Source organism: Aequorivita sp. CIP111184, assembly GCF_900489465.1.
Taxonomy (GTDB): Bacteria; Bacteroidota; Bacteroidia; order Flavobacteriales; family Flavobacteriaceae; genus Aequorivita.
The window spans coordinates 831147-850565 of the sequence record NZ_UEFQ01000013.1; the positions used below are offsets into that span (position 1 = coordinate 831147).

The following is a 19419-nucleotide window of genomic DNA, read 5'->3' on the forward strand; positions in this document are numbered from 1 at the left end:
TATGGTTATCAAATTTTGCTTCATCTTATTGATTTTAAATTTTTCAAGCACTTTTGCCCAAGACATTATTTACTTAAATGGAAAGAAAACGATTAATGCTAAGATAGTTGAAACGGACAATGAGAGTATTAAATATCTTCATAATCCTAACAGACCTACGTTTACAGTTCCACGATCAGAAATAAAAGAAATAAATTTTGAAAATGGCGCAGTTGAAGTTTTTCGAAATGTCCCACCGCCATCATCGCTTTCAATAGAGCAATTAAAGTCTAAAATATTAGAAAAAATAAACAGTTACACGTTTGATGCAAAAAGCACTACACGTCCGTATCGCGCTAGCTTTGAGGGGGATTATTTAAAATTGTGGATAATGAGAAGCAGGGGTGATGAACCTTATTCAAAACCAATTTTATTCGATTTTTCACGAGCTTATGATTTTCAGGATATTTCTTATCGCTCCAATGAAGCGTTCATAAATATATTTGTTGGTTTTCTTGATAAAAAAGGAAAAGTGGATAAAGTGAAATTAGTAATTCGGGTGCTTGAAAAAGAGCAAGCCGAAAAAATAGTGACTCTTCTTAAAACATATAATAGACTGCTGGCAGAAAAAAGTATTAGGATTGAGAAAAGCTAATTTCTCTTCGTGTTTAAACATTTGCCGAAATTTTGAAACTTATAGTTGAAAAACATACTTTTGCCCGAACTAGATTTGTATTTTTATAATTAATGCTACAGGTTTTTTCTCAGATTTTTGAAAATAACACTCAATGGATCCAAAACTAATTTCAGAAAAATTCAAAACCCTGAAATGTTGTGTAATTATTCCTACCTATAATAATTACAAAACACTGCAACAGGTTATTGAAGGCGTTTTGGTTTACACAGAAGATGTTATTATTGTAAACGACGGATCCACAGATTCCACATATGAAATATTGGGTCAGTTTCCGCAAATCCAACAAATTCATCTTTCAGAAAACAAAGGCAAAGGCAGCGCGCTGCGGCAGGGGTTTAAGCACGTTGATAGTCTGGGCTATAATTATGCAATTACAATTGACAGTGACGGACAGCATTTTCCTGAAGATATTCCAGCGTTTATTATAGCATTGGAAAACGAAACAAATAAAGAACTCCTGCTCATCGGCTCGCGGAATATGACCCAGCTTGGCGTTCCAAAAAAGAGCAGTTTTGGGAATAAATTTTCCAATTTTTGGTTTTGGGTAGAAACAGGAAAACGTTTGCAGGATACGCAATCTGGCTTTCGGCTTTATCCACTTTTTGCGATGAAAAAACTGAAATTTTACACTAAAAAGTTTGAGTTTGAAATTGAAGCAATTGTAAAAGCAGCGTGGAGCGATATCGAAGTAAAAAACATCCCAATTCAGGTACATTACGAGTTGGAAGATCGCGTTTCACATTTTCGTCCTTTCAAAGATTTTACGCGGATTAGTATTTTAAATACGTGGTTTGTACTTGTTACCTTTATTTATATAATGCCCCGAAATCTTTTCAGAAAATTAAAAAAAAAAGGACTCAAACGGTTTATAATGGAGGACTTTTTGGGAAGTGACGACTCTTCTGAAAAGAAAGCTTTTTCCATCGCACTGGGTGTTTTTATCGGACTCTCTCCAATTTGGGGATTTCACACAATAGTTGTAATCTTTTTGGCTTTGCTTTTAAATTTAAATAAAGTAATTGCCTTTGCTTTTTCAAATGTGAGTCTTCCTCCATTTATACCGTTAATACTTTATTTCAGTCTTAAATTGGGCAGCTGGCTTTTGGGTGAAAATTTTGTGCTATCCATGACAGAGATTGATCCAAGTTTGGAGCTGATGAAATATTTAAAATCCTATATTGTCGGCAGTTTGGCGCTTTCGGTAACAGCGGCTGTAGCATGCGGAATTGTGGGCTACGTTTTCTTAACGTTGTTTGAACGGAAAAAGATTCTTGATAATGGGTAACTGGTTTTTCAAAACATATCAATTTTTATTGAAAAATAAAATAGCAAGTGCGTTTGCCTTGCTATTGTTGCTTTTTGGGCTTATGTTGTTGGTTTCCCAAATTCGTTTTGAAGAAGATATTTCGAAATTAATTCCAATAAATAGTGAAAATCAAGATCTTCAAAAAGTTCTTAAAACAGTAAATTTCACAGATAAAATTATTGTAAACATCCATCGAGATGATACAACAACTGTAGATCAACTTACCCAATATGCCACGGAATTTGTGGATAGCCTGCAGGCTCATTCCGGAAAATATGTAAAAAATATTCGTGGAAAAGTAAATGATGACGATTTATTGAGAACAATGGATTTTGTTTACGAAAACCTTCCACTTTTTTTAGATAAAAAAGATTACAAAAACATATCAGGAAAACTTCAAAAAGACAGTATTTCAGCTATCACGGAGGCTAATTACAGAACACTCATTTCTCCATCGGGCATTGTATCAAAAGATATTATTTTAAAAGATCCGTTGGGTTTTTCATTCATCGCATTAAAAAAATTACGGCAGCTCGGTGTTACAGACGACTTTGTTTTAAAGGATGGTTTTTTGGTGAGCAAAGACGAAAAAAACATTCTTCTTTTTATTACCCCCAAGTTTTCAAGTAGTGAAACGGCAAAAAACACCAAGTTTGCTGAAGAACTTCACGAGCTTCAAAATGCATTGAACCTAAAGTATTCTGGAAATGTTAGTAGTGAATATTTTGGAGCTGCGCTTATCGCAGTCGCCAATGCGCAGCAAATTAAAAGAGATATTCAGTTTACCGTTGGCATCGCGTTCTCGTTGCTTGTTTTAGTCTTCATTTTCTTCTATAGAAAACTTTACGTTCCTATAATTCTTTTCATTCCAACACTATTCGGTGGTTTGTTGGCTGTTGCTTTGCTGTTTTTAATTCGCGAAGAAATCTCGGCTATTTCTTTGGGTATTGGTTCTGTTTTATTGGGCGTAACGCTAGATTATTCCCTGCATATTTTAACTCATATCCGTAATAACGAAACACTAGAAGGTTTATACAAAGACGTTACAGAGCCTATTTTGATGAGTAGTCTTACTACAGCTTTGGCATTTTTATGCCTGCTGTTTTTAGATTCGCAAGCCTTACAAGATTTGGGAATTTTTGCCGCAGTTAGCGTTTTAGGCGCTTCTGTTTTTGCACTTTTCTTTATTCCGTTGGTTTACAAAAATCCGCTTTCGCGGAAACAGCAAATCAACGTTTTGGACAAAGTAGCAGACTATCCTTTTCACAAAAATAAATGGTTGCTTATTGGATTGGGATTGGTGTTGATTGTAAGCATTTTTACGTATCACAAAGTAGAATTCAACAAAGACATTTCAAAACTAAATTATGAACCTGCGGAAATAAAAGCCGCAATGCAACATTTGGATGAACTAACGGATATTTCATCAAAATCAGTCTATTTGGCAACCTACGGAAAATCTGTTGAGGGGACGCTGCAGCTGAATGATTCCATCCACGAAACTTTGCAATTGCTGAAAGAGGAGGGTAAAATAAGTAGTTTTAGTTCAATAGGCGCCTTAGTACATTCGCAAAAGGACCAACGAAAAAAAATCGCGCAATGGGAACAGTTTTGGACTGAAGCCAGAAAGGATAGCACAGAAAACAATTTGATTGAAAGTGGTGCGGAAAAAGGATTTAAACCTACCACATTCATCAAGTTTTATGCATTTTTGGATAACGATTTTAATACGCTGAAACCCGAAGATTACCAGCAAATTCCTTCTGTGCTTTTGGAAGATTACATAACAACAGAAGCAGATTTCACGACCATTACTACATTAATAAAACTAGAAGACGACAATGCCTCTGAAATAAAAAGCGCTTTTAAGAAAATTCCGAATACAATTGTAATTGACCGCCAAGAGATGAACGAGACTTTTCTGGGCAACCTTAAAAGTGATTTCAATAGCCTAATAGGATATTGCTTGATTGCAGTCCTTTTTATACTTTTCCTCTTCTTCCGTAGTTTTGCGCTTACGCTGGTTACGGCTGTTCCCATATTTATTACGTGGTTTTTAACGCTCGGAATTATGGGGCTTTTTCACATTCAGTTTAATATTTTCAATATTATCATTTCCACATTTATCTTTGGTTTAGGCATAGATTACAGTATTTTTATGACCAAAGGTTTACTAAAGGAATTGCGAACTGGCGAAAAAGTTATGGCAACCCACAAAACCTCGATTATGCTTTCGGTGTTGACAACGATTTTGGGCGTTGGAGTTTTAGTTTTTGCAAAACATCCTGCACTGTATTCCATCTCCATCGTTTCGATCATTGGTATTTTTTCAGCCATGTTTACGTCGTTTACTGTCCAGCCTTTGCTTTTTAAACTTTTTATTGGCAGCAATACAAAACGCCCTATAACACCGCGTATGTTCATTCATTCGCTATTTTCTTTCGGCTACTTCGGTTTGGGCGGGATTTGTCTATCAATTTATAGCATCACTTTGATGCCGATATTGCCTATCAGCAAAAAAATTAAAATGGGTTGGTTTCATAAAGTGATTGCAAAATTTATGAAATCTGTACTGTACACAAATCCTTTTGTGAAGAAAAAAGTAATTAATGAAACTGGAGAGAATTTCTCAAAACCAGCTGTCATTATAGCCAACCATACTTCTTTTCTTGATATTTTGGCGGTTGGAATGTTACATCCAAAAATCTGTTTTTTAGTGAATGATTGGGTTTATAATTCGCCAGTCTTTGGAAAAGCCGTGCAGCGGGCAGATTTTTATCCAGTTTCTAGCGGTATTGAAAACAGTTTAGGGCCACTTCAGAAAAAAATAGAACAAGGCTACTCGCTGATGGCATTTCCAGAGGGAACTCGTAGCAATAGCAATAAAATAAAACGTTTTCACAAAGGCGCATTTTATTTGGCAAATCAATTTAATTTGGACATTCTGCCAGTTTTAATTCATGGGAATAGTGAGGTAAATCCAAAGGGTAGCCCAATTATAAAAGACGGAAGTATTACGGTTAAAATTTTACCACGTATTAAGGCAAACGAAAATTATTTTGGTGAAAATCATACCCAACAGGCAAAGAAAATAGGTGTCTATTTTAAAAGTGAATTTGTGAAACTTCGCGAAAAGATGGAAGGTCCGAAGTATTTCCACAGAATAATTTTGGAAGAATATCGCTATAAAGGCGATGAGATTTACAGAAAAGTAAAAAAGGATTTAAAGATAAACGCACCAAGTTATTTTGAAATCATCCGGCGCGTGAACAAAACTGGAATTATTGCTCACATTTCGGATGATTCAGGTCAGCTTGATTTTCTTTTGACCCTCGATGGTCCCGATCGAAAAATTTATAGTTTTATTGAAAATGCCGAAACCCGAACAATACTTCAAAACAGTTACATTACCCAAAAATATGGAAGGCTTCATTTTGCAGAATCAATTCAAAACACATTGCCCCCAAACACTGAAACTTTGATTTTCAGTTCAGAAAAAATGGCTTCGGAAGTGATACAACAATTGCCTAATCTTTCTATAGAAACCATTGTTTTATTAAAAGAAACTATTTTAGGGCAAACCGAAAATATTAGTACCTTAGGCTATCAAAATGTGTACGGAAATACTAATATTAGTATCTTTAAACAATCGGGAAACCCAACAGAATGAGTGAAAAATATGATGTAGTTATCATTGGTAGTGGACTTGGCGGACTTGTTTCTGCAATTATTCTTGCCAGGGAAGGTTATAGCGTTTGTGTGCTCGAAAAAAATCAACAATTTGGCGGTAACCTGCAAACTTTTGTAAGAGATAAAACCATTTTTGATACAGGTGTTCACTACATTGGAGGCCTGTCTGAAGGTCAAAATTTGTACAAATATTTTAAGTATTTGGATATTTTGGACGATATCACTCTAAAAAAAATGGACGAGGATGGGTTTGACAGAATTACTTTTGACAACGACCCCAAGGAATATAGGCATGCCCAAGGGTACGAAAATTTCAAAAAAACACTACTTGAAGAATTTCCCGAAGAGGAAAAAGCAATCAATTTCTATTGCCAAAAAATGCAAGATACCTGCGGGTTTTTCCCACTTTACGGTTTAAAACTTGGAAAACCTTATTATGAAAACACCGCACTTTTTGAAATAAAAGCAAAGGAATTTATAGATTCCATAACAGAAAACGAAAAGCTTCGCGCCGTATTGGGCGGCAGCAATTTGCTTTATGCTGGTGAAGGGGAGCGCACACCCTTTTATATGCATGCGCTTTCTGTAAATTCATACATTGAAAGTTCATATCGTTGCATCAACGGTGGAAGCCAAATAACAAAAGCACTATTGGCTCGATTTCGTGAAAAAGGAGGAAAAGCCTATAAACGCCACGAAGTAACAAAATTTGAAACAGAAAATGGATTGGTGACAGCCGTGCAAACTGCAAACGGAAAAACCATATACGGCGATATCTTTATTTCAAACGTTGATCCAAAGATGACTTTGGATATGATAGGGCAGGATAATTTCAGAAAATCATATACCAGTCGCATCGAAAATATTGAAAGCACCGTTGCCGCTTTCAGTCTTTATCTGGTTTTAAAACCCAACTGCTTTAAATATTTGAACTATAATTATTACCATTTCAAAGATTATAAATCCATATGGAATGTCCATAATTATACCCAGGAAAGTTGGCCCGAAGCCTATATGATTTCTATGGGAATTAAAAAGGATAAGGAGGAATATGGGGATAATATTACGGTGATGACTTATATGCACTTTGACGAAGTTGCGCCTTGGGCAGATACTTTTAATACTGCTGCCCAAAAAAATGATCGCGGCCAAACCTACGAAGAATTTAAAGCCTACAAATCTGAAATAATCATCAAAGAATTAGAGAAAAAATTCCCGAATCTTCGTGATTGTATTGAATCTGTTTACTCTTCAACGCCTTTATCTTATCGCGATTATATTGGTTGTAATAAAGGTTCTATGTACGGCTATGTGAAGGATGCCAACAATCCTTTAAAATCTTTTGTTTCTCCTCGAACTAAAATCAAAAATCTGTATTTCACGGGTCAAAGTTTAAATATGCACGGTATTTTGGGCGTTACCATAAGTGGTGTGGTTACTTGTTCGGAAATATTGGGTAGCGAATATTTGCTTAACAAAATATTAGAAGCTACAAAAAAGGAAGAAATCACTTAATGACTTTGGAAAGATGGAACATATTAAAACAACACCGGTAGAACGAGTTCAAAATATTTCAAAGAAAGATTTTATTGAAAATTATTATAAACCGCAAAAGCCCGTTCTTATTGAAGGTTTGACACAAAATTGGGAAGCTTTCCAAAAATGGAATTTGGATTATATTCAACAACACGCCGCAGATCAAATAGTGCCGCTTTACAATAACGAACCCACCAAAGGAAATCAAAACTCTGCCGAGCCTGCCACAAAGATGAAAATGGCAGATTATATTGAATTGATAAAAACACAGCCAACAGATTTACGTATCTTTTTTTATGATTTAAAAGTAAAATTACCCGAACTTTTAAAGGATTTTGAATACCCAGACATTGGATTGAAATTTTTCAAAAGACTTCCAGTTCTTTTTTTCGGAGGTGAAGGTTCCAAAGTCTTGCCGCATTATGATATGGACTTGGCAGATTTGGTCCATTTTCACTTTCACGGCACAAAAAGCGTGATACTTTTTTCACCCAAACAAACAAAATATTTGTACAAAATTCCTTTTGCCGTACACAATTTGGAAAGCATAGATTTGGACAATCCTGATTTTGAAAAATATCCCGCACTACAATATCTAGAAGGTATTCACACTACTATGAAACACGGTGATGCGCTATATATGCCCAGCGGATATTGGCATTATATAAAATATTTGGACGGCGGTTTCTCCATGACGCTTCGTGCTTTTCCAAGACATTTGGGCCGTTTGGGGAACATGTTCTACAATGTTTTTTTTATGCGAAATTTTGAAAACGTATTGAGGAAAACAATGGGCCAAAAATGGATTGATTATAAAGAAAACCGAACTTTTGAAAGAACAAACAAACTAGTACAAAAACTGAAAAAACAAAGCAGTTAAAATGAAGTATTTGCAACGGTTTTTTGCGTTTACATTTCTTATAGCTTTTTTGAACTCATGCGGAGTTTCAAAATCCCTTCACGATCGGCCCGATGTTAGTGGTTATGATGCAACAATCCCACAAAAAGTAAAAATAAACGATTCAACATTTGTCGCCGGAAACAATTTTTTTCTAAAAAACAAAAAAGGCCAGTGGGAGCTTTACGTGGAAGGGAATCCACTGCAAATAGGTGAAATCACTGGAAGCTTAACACAGGATTTAATGCAAAAACAAGAAGCTATTTTCTTCAACAAAGTGGAAAATTTGGTGCCATCAAAAACGCAGCAATATTTACTTCGAAAGTTTTTGGCTTGGTATAACCGCAAAATGTACCTGCACATTCCGGAGGAATACAAAACTGAAATTTACGGTCTTTCACAGTTTTCTTCTTCAAATTTTAGTGAGATTGGGGAACCATATTTACGGTTACTTTATTTGCACGGTGCACACGATATAGGTCATGCGCTGCAGGACTTGATGCTTGTTGGCTGTTCTGCTTTTGCTGTTTGGGGCGATAAAACTGCCGACGGTGAGTTGCTAATAGGAAGAAATTTCGACTTTTATGCGGGTGATGATTTTGCAAAAGAAAAAATAATAGCATTCGTAAACCCTTCCGAAGGCCACAAATTTATGTCGGTCACTTGGGGAGGAATGATAGGTGTGGTTTCGGGAATGAACGATCAAGGTTTAACGGTAACTATCAATGCAGGAAAATCTGAAATCCCGTTTGTTGCAAAAACTCCTATTTCCATAGTAACCCGGGAAATCTTACAATACGCTTCAACCATTGAAGAAGCGGTTGCCATTGCCAGAAAACGCGAAGTTTTTGTTTCTGAAGCTATTTTTGTGGGAAGCGCGAAGGACAAAAAAGCTGCAATTATTGAAGTCGCGCCAGATAATTTTGGTGTTTATGAAGTTGAAAATACAGACGAATTGATTTGTAGCAATCATTTTCAAAGTGAAACATACAAAAACGACGAACGAAATTTGAAATGGATTGCTGAAAGCCACTCAATGTATCGTTTTGAAAGAATGGAGGAATTGATTTCTGAAGAAGATAAACTGAATGTGCCTGATGCAGTTGCCGTTCTTCGCAATAAACAAGGATTAAACAATAAAGAAATTGGATTCGGAAACGAAAAGGCATTAAACCAATTACTGGCACACCATGGCATTGTATTTAAGCCCGAAAGCAGAAAAGTTTGGGTTTCATCAAATCCGTATCAGTTGGGAGAATTTGTGGAGTATGATTTGAATGATATTTTCAAAAATAGGGAAGGAAACCCTGCAAAAAAAACTATTTCAACCCAAAAAGGGAATGTGCCCGAAGATCCTTTTTTGCATTCCAAAGAATACAAAAACTATGAAGAATACCGAATTTTGGAGCGCAAGGTTGAAACTGCAATAGAAAACAAGGAAACTATTTCTGCCGAAACTCTTTCTGGGTTACAACAAAAAAATCCCGAGTATTGGAAGGCCTATTATTTAACAGGAAAGTATTACTTTGAAAAAAAGTATGATGCTGCTGCTAAAAAAGCTTTTGAAACAGCTTTGACTAAGGAAATTACAACAGTTCCAGACAAAGAAATTATCGCCCATTATTTAAAAAAATTAGGAGAATGATTCCCGAAATAGAAAAAGCTTCAACGGCTGAAATAAAAACCTTTCAAGAAGAAAAACTAAAGGAAACGATCAAGTATTTAAATGAAAACTCTCCGTTTTATAAACGCTTTTTCAAAGAGAATGGCATTCAGATATCGGAAATAAAAACTCTGGAAGACCTCCAGAAAATTCCTGTTACAACGAAGGATCATCTTCAAAAATTCAACAATGATTTTATCTGTGTTTCTAAATCTGAAATTATTGATTATGTAACTACCTCAGGCACGTTGGGCGATCCTGTTACATTTGCGTTAACAGATAAAGATTTAGAGCGTTTGGCATATAACGAAGCAATTTCTTTTGCCTGTTGCGGTATTGGCAAAGAAGATACTTTGCAATTAATGACAACAATGGACCGCCGATTTATGGCTGGATTAGCATATTTTTTAGGGGCTAGAAAACTGGGCTCGGGCATTATTCGTGTTGGTTCTGGAATTCCGGAGCTTCAGTGGGATTCTATTTTGAAGTTCAAGCCAACCTATTTAATTACTGTCCCTTCTTTTCTTTTAAAATTGATTGAGTATGCACAGCAGCACGATATCGATTTAAAAAACACAGGAGTTAAAGCTGCTATTTGCATCGGAGAACCCATTCGTGAGCAAGATTTTTCATTGAACATTTTGGCGAAAAAGATTATAAAGGATTGGGATATTGAACTTTTTTCAACTTATGCTTCCACCGAAATGAGTACGGCTTTTAATGAATGTGAAATTCACAAAGGAGGCCACCACCATCCTGGACTTATAATTGCTGAAATTCTCGATGAAAACAATATACCAGTTCCTGAAGGTGAGGTAGGCGAGTTGACCATAACAACTTTGGGTGTTGAAGCTATGCCATTACTCAGATTTAAAACTGGCGATATGGTTCAAGCTTATACTTTACCTTGCAAATGCGGCAGAAACACTTTGCGCTTAGGCCCCGTGGTAGGTCGTAAAAAGCAAATGATTAAATATAAAGGAACCACACTTTATCCGCCAGCGATGTATAATATTCTCAATGATTTTTCTGGAATAGAAAGCTATGTTATTGAGGTTTTTCACAATGAATTGGGTACCGATGAAATACTGATAAAGATTGCTTCTTCAACTATTTCCGAAGAGTTATTACTAGAGATAAAAGATCATTTCCGCGCAAAATTACGTGTGGCGCCAAAAATTGAATTTGCTTCTTCTCAAGATATAGAAGTAATTCGGTTCCCTCCATTAAGCAGAAAGCCTGTCGATTTGATTGATCGCAGGCTTTAGAAAAAAATATTTTTTTAGTGTTTAAATTTTAAAGGTTATCACAGGCATATTAGCGTGATTCACCATGTCTTCGCTGATGCTGCCATTAAAGAAATGCGAAATGCCTTTGCGGCCGTGCGTGCCCATTCCTATTAATTGTGCTTTAATCTGTTGTGCGAAATTGAGAATACCTTTTTCTACTGAAGTGTCGTTATAAATGTTAAGCGTGTAATTTTCAACTCCCATGCCCCTAACGAAATTTTCCATAATGTTATGTGCTTGTGCTGAAGTTTTAAAATCTGCTGGAGTATTCACAAAGAGCAAGTGCATTTTAGCCCCTACTTTTTTAGCAAATTTTTGTGCTTTGTCTAATGATCCGCGGCCTTCTTCGGAAAAGTCGGTAGCGAAAACAAAATCATTTATATTGAATTCAGGGTGATTATTCTTTATTACAAGTACGGGAATTTTGGAGGTCCGCACCACTTTTTCGGTATTACTACCCACAAACATTTCCTTAAAACCACTAGCGCCATTGGAGCCCATAACTATTAAATCTATGTTGTTTTTTTTGCAGGCCTCCTCAATATCTTCATAAATTTCATTGTGGCCTATTGCTTCATTTATTGCAGCTCCATCCAAATATGTACTTTTTCGAAGGTCGTTAAATCTTTTTTCGGCAAGTTTTATAAAGAAAAGGGACTCGGGAAGAGCTCCAGAATCTGATGATGAGGCAAGGTGAAGTGGCATTTCCATTGAATGGAGCACGTAAATTTCGCTATTGTGTTTTTTGGAGAGTTTTACGGCTACTTTTAATGCATTTTCTGCCTGTTCGGAAAAATCTGTAGGGACGAGAATTCGTTTCATAAATTGATTGGTTATTTTTGTTTTATTGAACCATTAAATTACAAAAATAAATCGTTTGAGCTTGGTTTTTATAATATTAAAAAATGTAGTATATTTGCACCGAATTTGATACGAAACTATCTGAGGGGACTAAAGTCCCCTCTTTTTATAGCTTAAAATGATGCGTGAAAAAGTAGCACAACTGCTGGAAAGTGCGCTAGACGAAAACAAATCAATGTTTTTGATCGACCTAAATATTTCTGAAGACAACCAAATACGGGTCATTCTGGACGGCGATAAAGGCGTTACGGTAGATGATTGTATTTCGGTTAGCCGAGCAATTGAACATAATTTGGACCGTGAGGAATATGATTTTTCTTTAGAGGTTATGTCGGCCGGAGCTTCAGAACCGTTGACATTACCACGGCAGTTCAAAAAAAATATTGGTAGAAACCTAAAGGTGAAAACCAAAAAAGAAGAGAAAATTGAAGGAGAACTTATTTCCGCAGACGACGAAAGTTGTACTTTAACATGGTCTGCACGCGAGCCCAAACCAGTTGGTAAAGGAAAAGTGACCGTTCAAAAAGAGGTGACTCTGCCTTATAAAGATATAGTAGAAGCAAAAGTGATGATAACATTTTAATTGGATTGATATGGAAAATTTAGCACTGATCGATTCTTTTTCGGAATTTAAAGACGATAAACAAATAGACAGAGTAACGCTAATGGCGATACTTGAAGACGTTTTCAGAAACGCTCTTAAAAAAAAATACGGAAGCGACGACAACTTTGATATTATTGTGAACCCAGACAAGGGCGATCTTGAAATATGGAGAAACCGTATAGTTGTTGCAGATGGCGAAGTGGAAGACCCGAATGAGGAAATTTCATTGAGTGCCGCTCAAAAAATTGAGCCGGATTTTGAAATTGGAGAAGATGTTTCGGAAGAAGTAAAATTGATTGACCTTGGTCGTCGTTCAATTTTGGCGCTTCGCCAAAACCTTATTTCAAAAATACACGAACACGATAATACCATTATCTATAAGCAGTTCAAAGATCTTGAAGGTGAAATTTATACTGCGGAGGTGCATCACATTCGTCATCGCGCCGTTATTCTTCTAGATGATGAAGGCAACGAGATAATTCTTCCTAAGGAAAAACAAATCCCTTCAGATTTTTTCAGAAAAGGTGATAACGTTCGTGGAATTATTGAAAGCGTGGATTTGAAAGGAAACAAGCCTACAATTATAATGAGCCGCGCAGCACCTGTTTTTCTTGAAAAATTATTTGAACAGGAAATTCCAGAGGTTTTCGACGGTTTAATAACTGTTAAAAAAGTAGTTAGAATTCCAGGTGAAAAAGCAAAAGTAGCTGTAGACTCATATGATGATCGTATTGATCCCGTTGGAGCTTGTGTTGGGATGAAAGGCTCTAGAATACACGGAATTGTTCGTGAACTTGGTAACGAGAATATAGACGTAATTAACTATACCAGCAACCTGACCTTATATATAACTAGGGCGCTTAGCCCTGCAAAGGTTACTTCGGTAAAAATTGATGAAGTTAAAAAACGCGCTGAGGTTATTCTTCGCCCAGAAGAAGTAAGTAAAGCAATTGGTCGCGGCGGGCACAACATTCGCTTGGCAGGACAATTAACGGGTTATGAAATAGATGTGCTTCGTGAAGGCGCAGAAGAAGATGTGGAATTAAGCGAATTCTCTGATGAAATAGAAGGATGGATAATTCAAGAATTTCATAAAATTGGCTTAGATACTGCTAAAAGTATACTGGAGCATGACATCAACGATTTGGTAAAACGAACCGATTTGGAAGAAGAGACCATTCGTGATGTAATAAATATATTAAAAGAAGAATTTGAAGAGTAGTTAAAACTTTAATTACTTTTATACAAATTTTTTAAAAAGACAAAATAGGAAAAAGCATTTATGGCTGAAGTAAAAACAAAAAGACTAAGTCAGGTATTACGTGAGTTCAACATCTCGTTGGATCGTGCCGTGGAATTTTTAAGTGCCAAAGGGTTCGATGTGGACGCAAGTCCCAACACCAAAATAACGGGTGATGAGTACGAAGTTCTTTTTGAAGAGTTTGAAACCGACAAGAGTAAAAAAGTAGCTTCCAAAGAAGTAGGTGAAGAAAAGCGCAAAGAAAAGGAAGAATTCCGTTTGGAGCGTGAACGTGAGCTTGAAGAAAAGAATAAAAAGGAAGAAGCTTCCCGTGTTATAAGAGCGGAGGCTAAACTAGAGGGGCCAAAACAGGTTGGTAAAATTGACCTCGATGCTGGAAAAGCTAAAAAAGAAGCGCCAAAACCTGAAGTGCCAAAAGCTGAAGAAAAACCAGTTGAGGCTAAAGAGGTTAAGGAAGCCAAAAAAGAAGAAAAACCTGAAAAGCCTGAAGTTGTAGCTGAACAGCCTAAAGCTGAAAAGGTTGAAGAAAAACCGAAAGAAAAACCTGTAGTTCCCATCCCTGCTGCTCCTGTTAAAGAGGAAAAGGTTGAGAAACCTGTTGAAAAAGTTCAGGAAACTCCTGTTGCAAAGGAAGAAGTTAAGGAAGAAAAACCAAAAGATTCAGATACGGTTACAACCCAGTATCGTAAACTTGACGGTCCAAACTTTACAGGTCAAAAAATTGACCTTTCGCAGTTTAAAAAACCTGAAAAGAAAAAAGAGGTTAAAGCTGACGATAAAAAAGCCCAAAAAGGCAAAAGACGCCGTATAAGTAAAGAGGCACCTAAAACTGGTGCTGCAGGCGGTGGAAGTAACTTTAAAGATAATCGTGGCCCTGCTCGAAAAGGACGTAGCAATACACCAAAAGAAGAGCCAAGCGAAGAAGAAGTACAAAAGCAAGTGCGCGAAACCTTGGAAAAACTTCAAGGAAAATCCTCTAAAGGAAAAGGCGCAAAATACCGACGTGAGAAACGAGATACACACCGTCAAAAATCTGAGGACGATCTAGCACAACAAGAAGCAGATAGCAAATTTATAAAAGTTACCGAGTTTGTTACAGCCAGTGAAATGGCAACAATGATGGATGTTCCAGTAACCAAAATTATCTCAGCCTGTATGTCATTGGGAATGATGGTAACAATGAACCAACGTCTAGATGCTGAAACATTAAGTATAGTTGCTGAAGAATTTGGTTATGAAGTAGAATTTGTAACTGCTGATATTGGCGATTCAGTCGATCAAAAAATTGATGCGGCAGAAGATCTTGAGCCACGTGCTCCTATTGTTACTGTAATGGGTCACGTTGACCACGGTAAAACATCTCTTTTGGATTATATCCGTAAAGAAAACGTTATTGCGGGAGAATCTGGTGGTATTACCCAGCATATTGGTGCTTATGGTGTAGAATTGGATGGTGGCCAAAAAATAGCATTTCTTGATACTCCTGGTCACGAAGCATTTACTGCAATGCGTGCCCGTGGAGCGCAGGTTACTGACCTTGCAATTATTGTAGTTGCAGCAGATGATGCCATAATGCCACAAACTAAGGAAGCCATTAGCCACGCACAAGCGGCAGGTGTTCCAATAGTTTTTGCCATAAATAAGATTGATAAACAAGGAGCAAATCCTGAAAAAATAAAAGAAGGACTTGCTCAAATGAACCTTTTGGTAGAAGATTGGGGCGGAAAAATACAGTCCCATGATATCTCAGCAAAAACTGGAGAGGGTGTAAAAGAATTACTTGAAAAAGTATTGCTTGAAGCTGAATTGCTTGAGCTTACGGCAAACCCAAATCGTCAGGCATATGGTACTGTTGTGGAAGCATTCCTCGGCAAAGGTCGTGGCTATGTTTCAACTGTATTGGTACAGGGCGGGACCCTAAAAGTTGGAGATTATCTTCTTGCTGGCCAACACAGCGGAAAGGTTAAAGCAATGCAAGATGAACGCGGTAACAACGTTAAGGAAGCGGGACCATCAACCCCAGTTTCTGTTCTTGGTTTGGATGGAGCGCCACAAGCAGGTGATAAATTCAACGTATTTGACGATGAACGCGAAGCAAAAACAATTGCTACAAAACGTACACAACTTCAGCGTGAGCAGTCTGTGAGAACACAACGACACATTACACTTGATGAAATTGGAAGACGTATCGCTCTTGGAGACTTTAAGGAATTGAATATTATTCTTAAAGGGGATGTCGATGGCTCTGTAGAAGCTTTAACAGATTCATTCCAGAAATTATCTACTGAAGAAATTCAAGTAAATATAATTCACAAAGCAGTTGGTCCAATTACTGAAAGTGATGTTTTGTTGGCTTCGGCTTCAGATGCAATCATTATCGGTTTCAACGTTCGTCCAATGGGTAACGCACGCCAGATTGCAGATAAGGAAGAAATAGATATCCGAACTTATTCAATCATCTACGACGCAATAAACGACGTAAAAGATGCAATGGAAGGAATGCTTTCTCCTGAGATGAAAGAAGAAATTACCGGTACAGCTGAAATTCGCGAAACTTTCAAAATTTCGAAAGTTGGTACTATTGCAGGATGTATGGTGACAAGCGGAAAAATATTCCGAAACTCTGGAATCCGTTTAATTCGAGAAGGAGTCGTTGTTTATACTGGAGAACTTGCTTCATTGAAACGTTTTAAAGATGACGTGAAAGAAGTCGCAAAAGGATACGATTGCGGTATTCAAGTTAAAAACTATAACGACATCTATGAGAACGATGTTATTGAAGCGTTCCAAGAAGTTATGATTAAGAAAAAACTGAAATAATTCAGTAATAAATAAACTTTTAAGCGACCTGAAAATCATTTTTTCAGGTCGCTTTTTATTTAAGCAGAACTGGAAATTCTCTATAGGAGAGTAACCTCAAATTTTTTGGATGTCCATTAGAATGAATTTCTGGATAAACATTTCTTTTAAAAAATGTTTCTTTTTTACACTTCTTCTTTTTTCAGAATTTACAAACATAAAGACTGTTTTCTAAATTATGAGTTCAAGCAAAACGAAATAATCGATTCTGATTAAACGTATGCCGAATTACGAAAAATCATTCCCGATAGCTCGAAACCAGTTATTAAAATTGTTTATGACAACTATAAGAATCTGCTTTAGCTCAATGATGAAAGACTTCATCGAATGAAATTTTAAATGGAACTTACCGAAAAGGATTGCATTTATAATGATGATTTAGCTTTATTCTTTTAAAGGGTTTTAATAGCAGAAAGAAGAGCTTAAAGTTGAAGGTAACGACAATTGATACGGAAAGGTTGAAACTATTTTTAACCGAGTAATATTGACCTAAATATGCTTTACCGTTAAATATGGTTTTGGTTGCAGATTTTCTATTGTCAAAGTTTTTTGCCAGCTTATCCTATTTTGCAGAAGTTGAATAGAGCGCTATTCAGGCAATTCGCGGATAAGCTTCTTAAACTAACTTTAAATATGCTGCATCAAACAGTGCTGAATGGTCTTTTATTGCGTGTAAGCTATTATTTAGAGTAAGATATGGTTAAGGTTAGGTTTGATCTAAATTGCAAATCGAGTGCGTTTAAACTAAAAAAAGCGCTGCTTTTAGAGCGAAAACGCTTAAAATTATAATTCCTTATTTTCTTCTTTCCGGCTTTAATATAAATGCCGCTGAAAAGCTTTTTTGAATTTCAATCAATGCCCTTTCTGCTTCGATTCGCGAGGAAAAATTTCCTGCCCAAACCTTATAATTCGGTGTTTCGTATTCAATAGAAGCAGGCCAGTTACCGTAGCTTCCCTTGTATTTTCTGAGTGTTTGGTTTGCTTTGTCCAACTCGCCATAATACAATTGTATGGTATAGCCGTCTGAAAGTTTATTTTCCTTTTCAAGATTTTTTTTTAGCTCCAGTAATTGAGTGATTTTTGGATCTTGGTTAACGGTTAAAGTTGCAGTTTGCGCAAGAGTCTTACCAGAAATAGAAATAATTAAAATACTGGCTATAAAAAGTTTGAACACATTTTGGCTATTCATATAAATAAATCTTTGGTGCAAATGTAAAACTTAATAACTTGAGGAGGCACAAAATTATTATTTAGAACAAATATAAATTAATAGTTAACACTTTGTTTGCATTTTCAAAATCGACTTTATAATGTACTTTTGTGCCTTTATTTGTGGTACAGAATCAACATAAAGATTTAAGTTATTCGTAACTAATTCTGTTCCAAACTATCGACCATAATTTAACCATTAGTATGAAAAAGGTGAATTTTATACATCTACGCTCAAAATTGCCGCTTCTACTGTTAGTGTTTTTACTAACTTTTTCAACTACCATATATTCTCAGGATACCCCTGCTGATGTAGCTTCTGCTGCTGAAGCTGTTGCGGCTCCAGCCGATGCTGGTGGAGATGTAGCTGCAGGCGAATCTTTATTTAAGGCAAACTGTGCCGCATGTCACAAACTGGATGCGAAGGCAGTTGGGCCAGCTCTGCGTAATGTTGCAGATAAATATGATAGAGATTGGCTTTACAAATGGATTCATAACAGTTCTGCGCTTATTGCTTCAGGTGATCCAACTGCTGTAAAAATCTTTGAAGAGAACAATAAAACTGTAATGACGGCTTTTCCTGCGCTTTCAGAAACAGATATTGATAATATTCTTGCTTATACCAGTCAGCCAAAAGCTGAACCTACTGCAGCTGTTGCGGCTCCAGCAGATGGTGGTGGTCAAAATACAGGAGGTGGTGTTTCAAATAGTTTGGTTTTAGGTGCTTTGGCACTTATCTTCTTATTGTTAGTGATAATGCTTTTCTTGGTGACAAACACTTTGAAAAGAATTGCTGAGGCAAACGGAGTGGTTTATGAAGAAAAAGAAAAGCGTACTCCAATTTGGAAAGCTTTTGTTCAAAACCAGTTTTTGGTTTTGGTGTTTTCAATCTTCTTAATCCTTGCTGCTGGTTATTTTGCTTATGGCTATATGATGCAAGTTGGCGTTGACCAAGGATATGCTCCTGTTCAACCAATTCATTATTCACATAAAATTCACGCTGGAGATAATCAGATAGATTGTAACTATTGCCACAGTTCTGCAAGAAAAAGTAAACATTCTGGAATACCTTCTTTGAATGTTTGTATGAACTGTCACAAAAATATTGCAGAAGTTGCTCCAGAAACCGCTACTCCTGAATACTCAAAAGAATTTTACGATGGTGAGATCGCCAAGCTATACAAAGCTGTAGGTTGGGATGCTGCCAATCAGCAGTATACTGGAAAAACTGAACCTGTAAAATGGGTTCGTATCCACAACCTGCCTGATTTCGTATATTTCAACCACTCACAGCACGTTACGGTTGCTGGTGTTGCATGTCAAACTTGCCACGGTGAGATTCAGACAATGGAGGTTGTTGAACAATTCGCCCCACTTACTATGGGTTGGTGTATCAATTGCCATAGAACGACTAATGTGAATTTGGAAAATAATGAATATTACGCCAAAATACACGAGGAGCTTTCAAAAAAGTATGGAGTTGAAAAGTTGACAATCGCCGAAATGGGCGGATTGGAATGTGGCAAATGTCACTATTAATTAATTAAAAGGATTATTACATATACTA

General features: G+C 36.6%; 13 protein-coding genes. 11 read left to right on the top strand and 2 right to left on the bottom strand.

The window, feature by feature from the left end; all coding sequences use genetic code 11:
- Window position 1: 1 nt before the first annotated feature.
- The 7 genes from AEQU1_RS03900 to AEQU1_RS03930 all read left to right on the top strand — a co-directional run bounded on the left by AEQU1_RS03900 (window position 2) and on the right by AEQU1_RS03930 (window position 11037).
- Complete coding sequence (locus AEQU1_RS03900; protein WP_111878912.1) at window positions 2-634, top strand: hypothetical protein; 633 nt, start codon at window positions 2-4, stop codon at window positions 632-634.
- A gap of 133 nt (window positions 635-767) precedes the next feature.
- A complete protein-coding gene (locus AEQU1_RS03905; protein ID WP_111878913.1) occupies window positions 768-1961 on the top strand; it encodes a DUF2062 domain-containing protein in 1194 nt (397 codons plus the stop codon).
- Between the two features lie 28 nt (window positions 1962-1989).
- Complete coding sequence (locus AEQU1_RS03910; RefSeq protein ID WP_258455110.1) at window positions 1990-5652, top strand: MMPL family transporter; 3663 nt, start codon at window positions 1990-1992, stop codon at window positions 5650-5652.
- A complete protein-coding gene (locus tag AEQU1_RS03915) occupies window positions 5649-7187 on the top strand; it encodes an NAD(P)/FAD-dependent oxidoreductase (protein WP_111878917.1) in 1539 nt (512 codons plus the stop codon). Before AEQU1_RS03910 ends, AEQU1_RS03915 begins: the two co-directional genes overlap by 4 nt.
- Window positions 7188-7200: 13 nt before the next feature.
- Complete coding sequence (locus AEQU1_RS03920) at window positions 7201-8088, top strand: cupin-like domain-containing protein (protein ID WP_111878919.1); 888 nt, start codon at window positions 7201-7203, stop codon at window positions 8086-8088.
- A gap of 1 nt (window position 8089) precedes the next feature.
- The gene (locus AEQU1_RS03925) at window positions 8090-9751 is read left to right on the top strand and encodes a C45 family peptidase (RefSeq protein WP_111878920.1); all 1662 of its coding nucleotides are present in this window, start codon (window positions 8090-8092) and stop codon (window positions 9749-9751) included.
- Window positions 9748-11037, top strand: coding sequence for a phenylacetate--CoA ligase family protein (locus AEQU1_RS03930; protein WP_111878922.1), 1290 nt, complete (start codon window positions 9748-9750; stop codon window positions 11035-11037). The genes AEQU1_RS03925 and AEQU1_RS03930 overlap by 4 nt, the downstream gene beginning before the upstream one ends.
- Window positions 11038-11058: 21 nt before the next feature.
- Here AEQU1_RS03930 and AEQU1_RS03935 read toward each other — a convergent pair whose 3' ends face one another.
- Window positions 11059-11880 carry a universal stress protein gene (locus AEQU1_RS03935; protein ID WP_111878924.1) on the bottom strand — a complete coding sequence of 274 codons (822 nt, stop codon included), beginning with the start codon at window positions 11878-11880 and terminating at the stop codon, window positions 11059-11061.
- Between the two features lie 157 nt (window positions 11881-12037).
- On the opposite strand from AEQU1_RS03935, the gene rimP reads away from it, so the two are divergent.
- Genes rimP through infB form a run of 3 tightly spaced genes read left to right on the top strand, consistent with a single transcriptional unit; the run spans window position 12038 to window position 16604 of the window.
- A complete protein-coding gene (gene rimP / locus AEQU1_RS03940; protein ID WP_111878925.1) occupies window positions 12038-12502 on the top strand; it encodes a ribosome assembly cofactor RimP in 465 nt (154 codons plus the stop codon).
- A 10-nt stretch (window positions 12503-12512) separates the two neighbouring features.
- The gene (gene nusA / locus AEQU1_RS03945; RefSeq protein ID WP_111878927.1) at window positions 12513-13745 is read left to right on the top strand and encodes a transcription termination factor NusA; all 1233 of its coding nucleotides are present in this window, start codon (window positions 12513-12515) and stop codon (window positions 13743-13745) included.
- Window positions 13746-13805: 60 nt separating this feature from the next.
- On the top strand, window positions 13806-16604 hold the full coding sequence (gene infB / locus AEQU1_RS03950) for a translation initiation factor IF-2 (protein WP_111878929.1): 2799 nt from the start codon (window positions 13806-13808) through the stop codon (window positions 16602-16604).
- An 832-nt stretch (window positions 16605-17436) separates the two neighbouring features.
- Here the strand turns inward: infB and AEQU1_RS03955 are convergent.
- Window positions 17437-17832: an SPOR domain-containing protein gene (locus tag AEQU1_RS03955; RefSeq protein ID WP_111878930.1), complete on the bottom strand. Its 396-nt coding sequence runs from the start codon at window positions 17830-17832 to the stop codon at window positions 17437-17439.
- A 224-nt stretch (window positions 17833-18056) separates the two neighbouring features.
- On the opposite strand from AEQU1_RS03955, the gene AEQU1_RS03960 reads away from it, so the two are divergent.
- A complete protein-coding gene (locus tag AEQU1_RS03960) occupies window positions 18057-19391 on the top strand; it encodes a c-type cytochrome (protein WP_111878932.1) in 1335 nt (444 codons plus the stop codon).
- The last annotated feature ends 28 nt before the right edge of the window (window positions 19392-19419 follow it).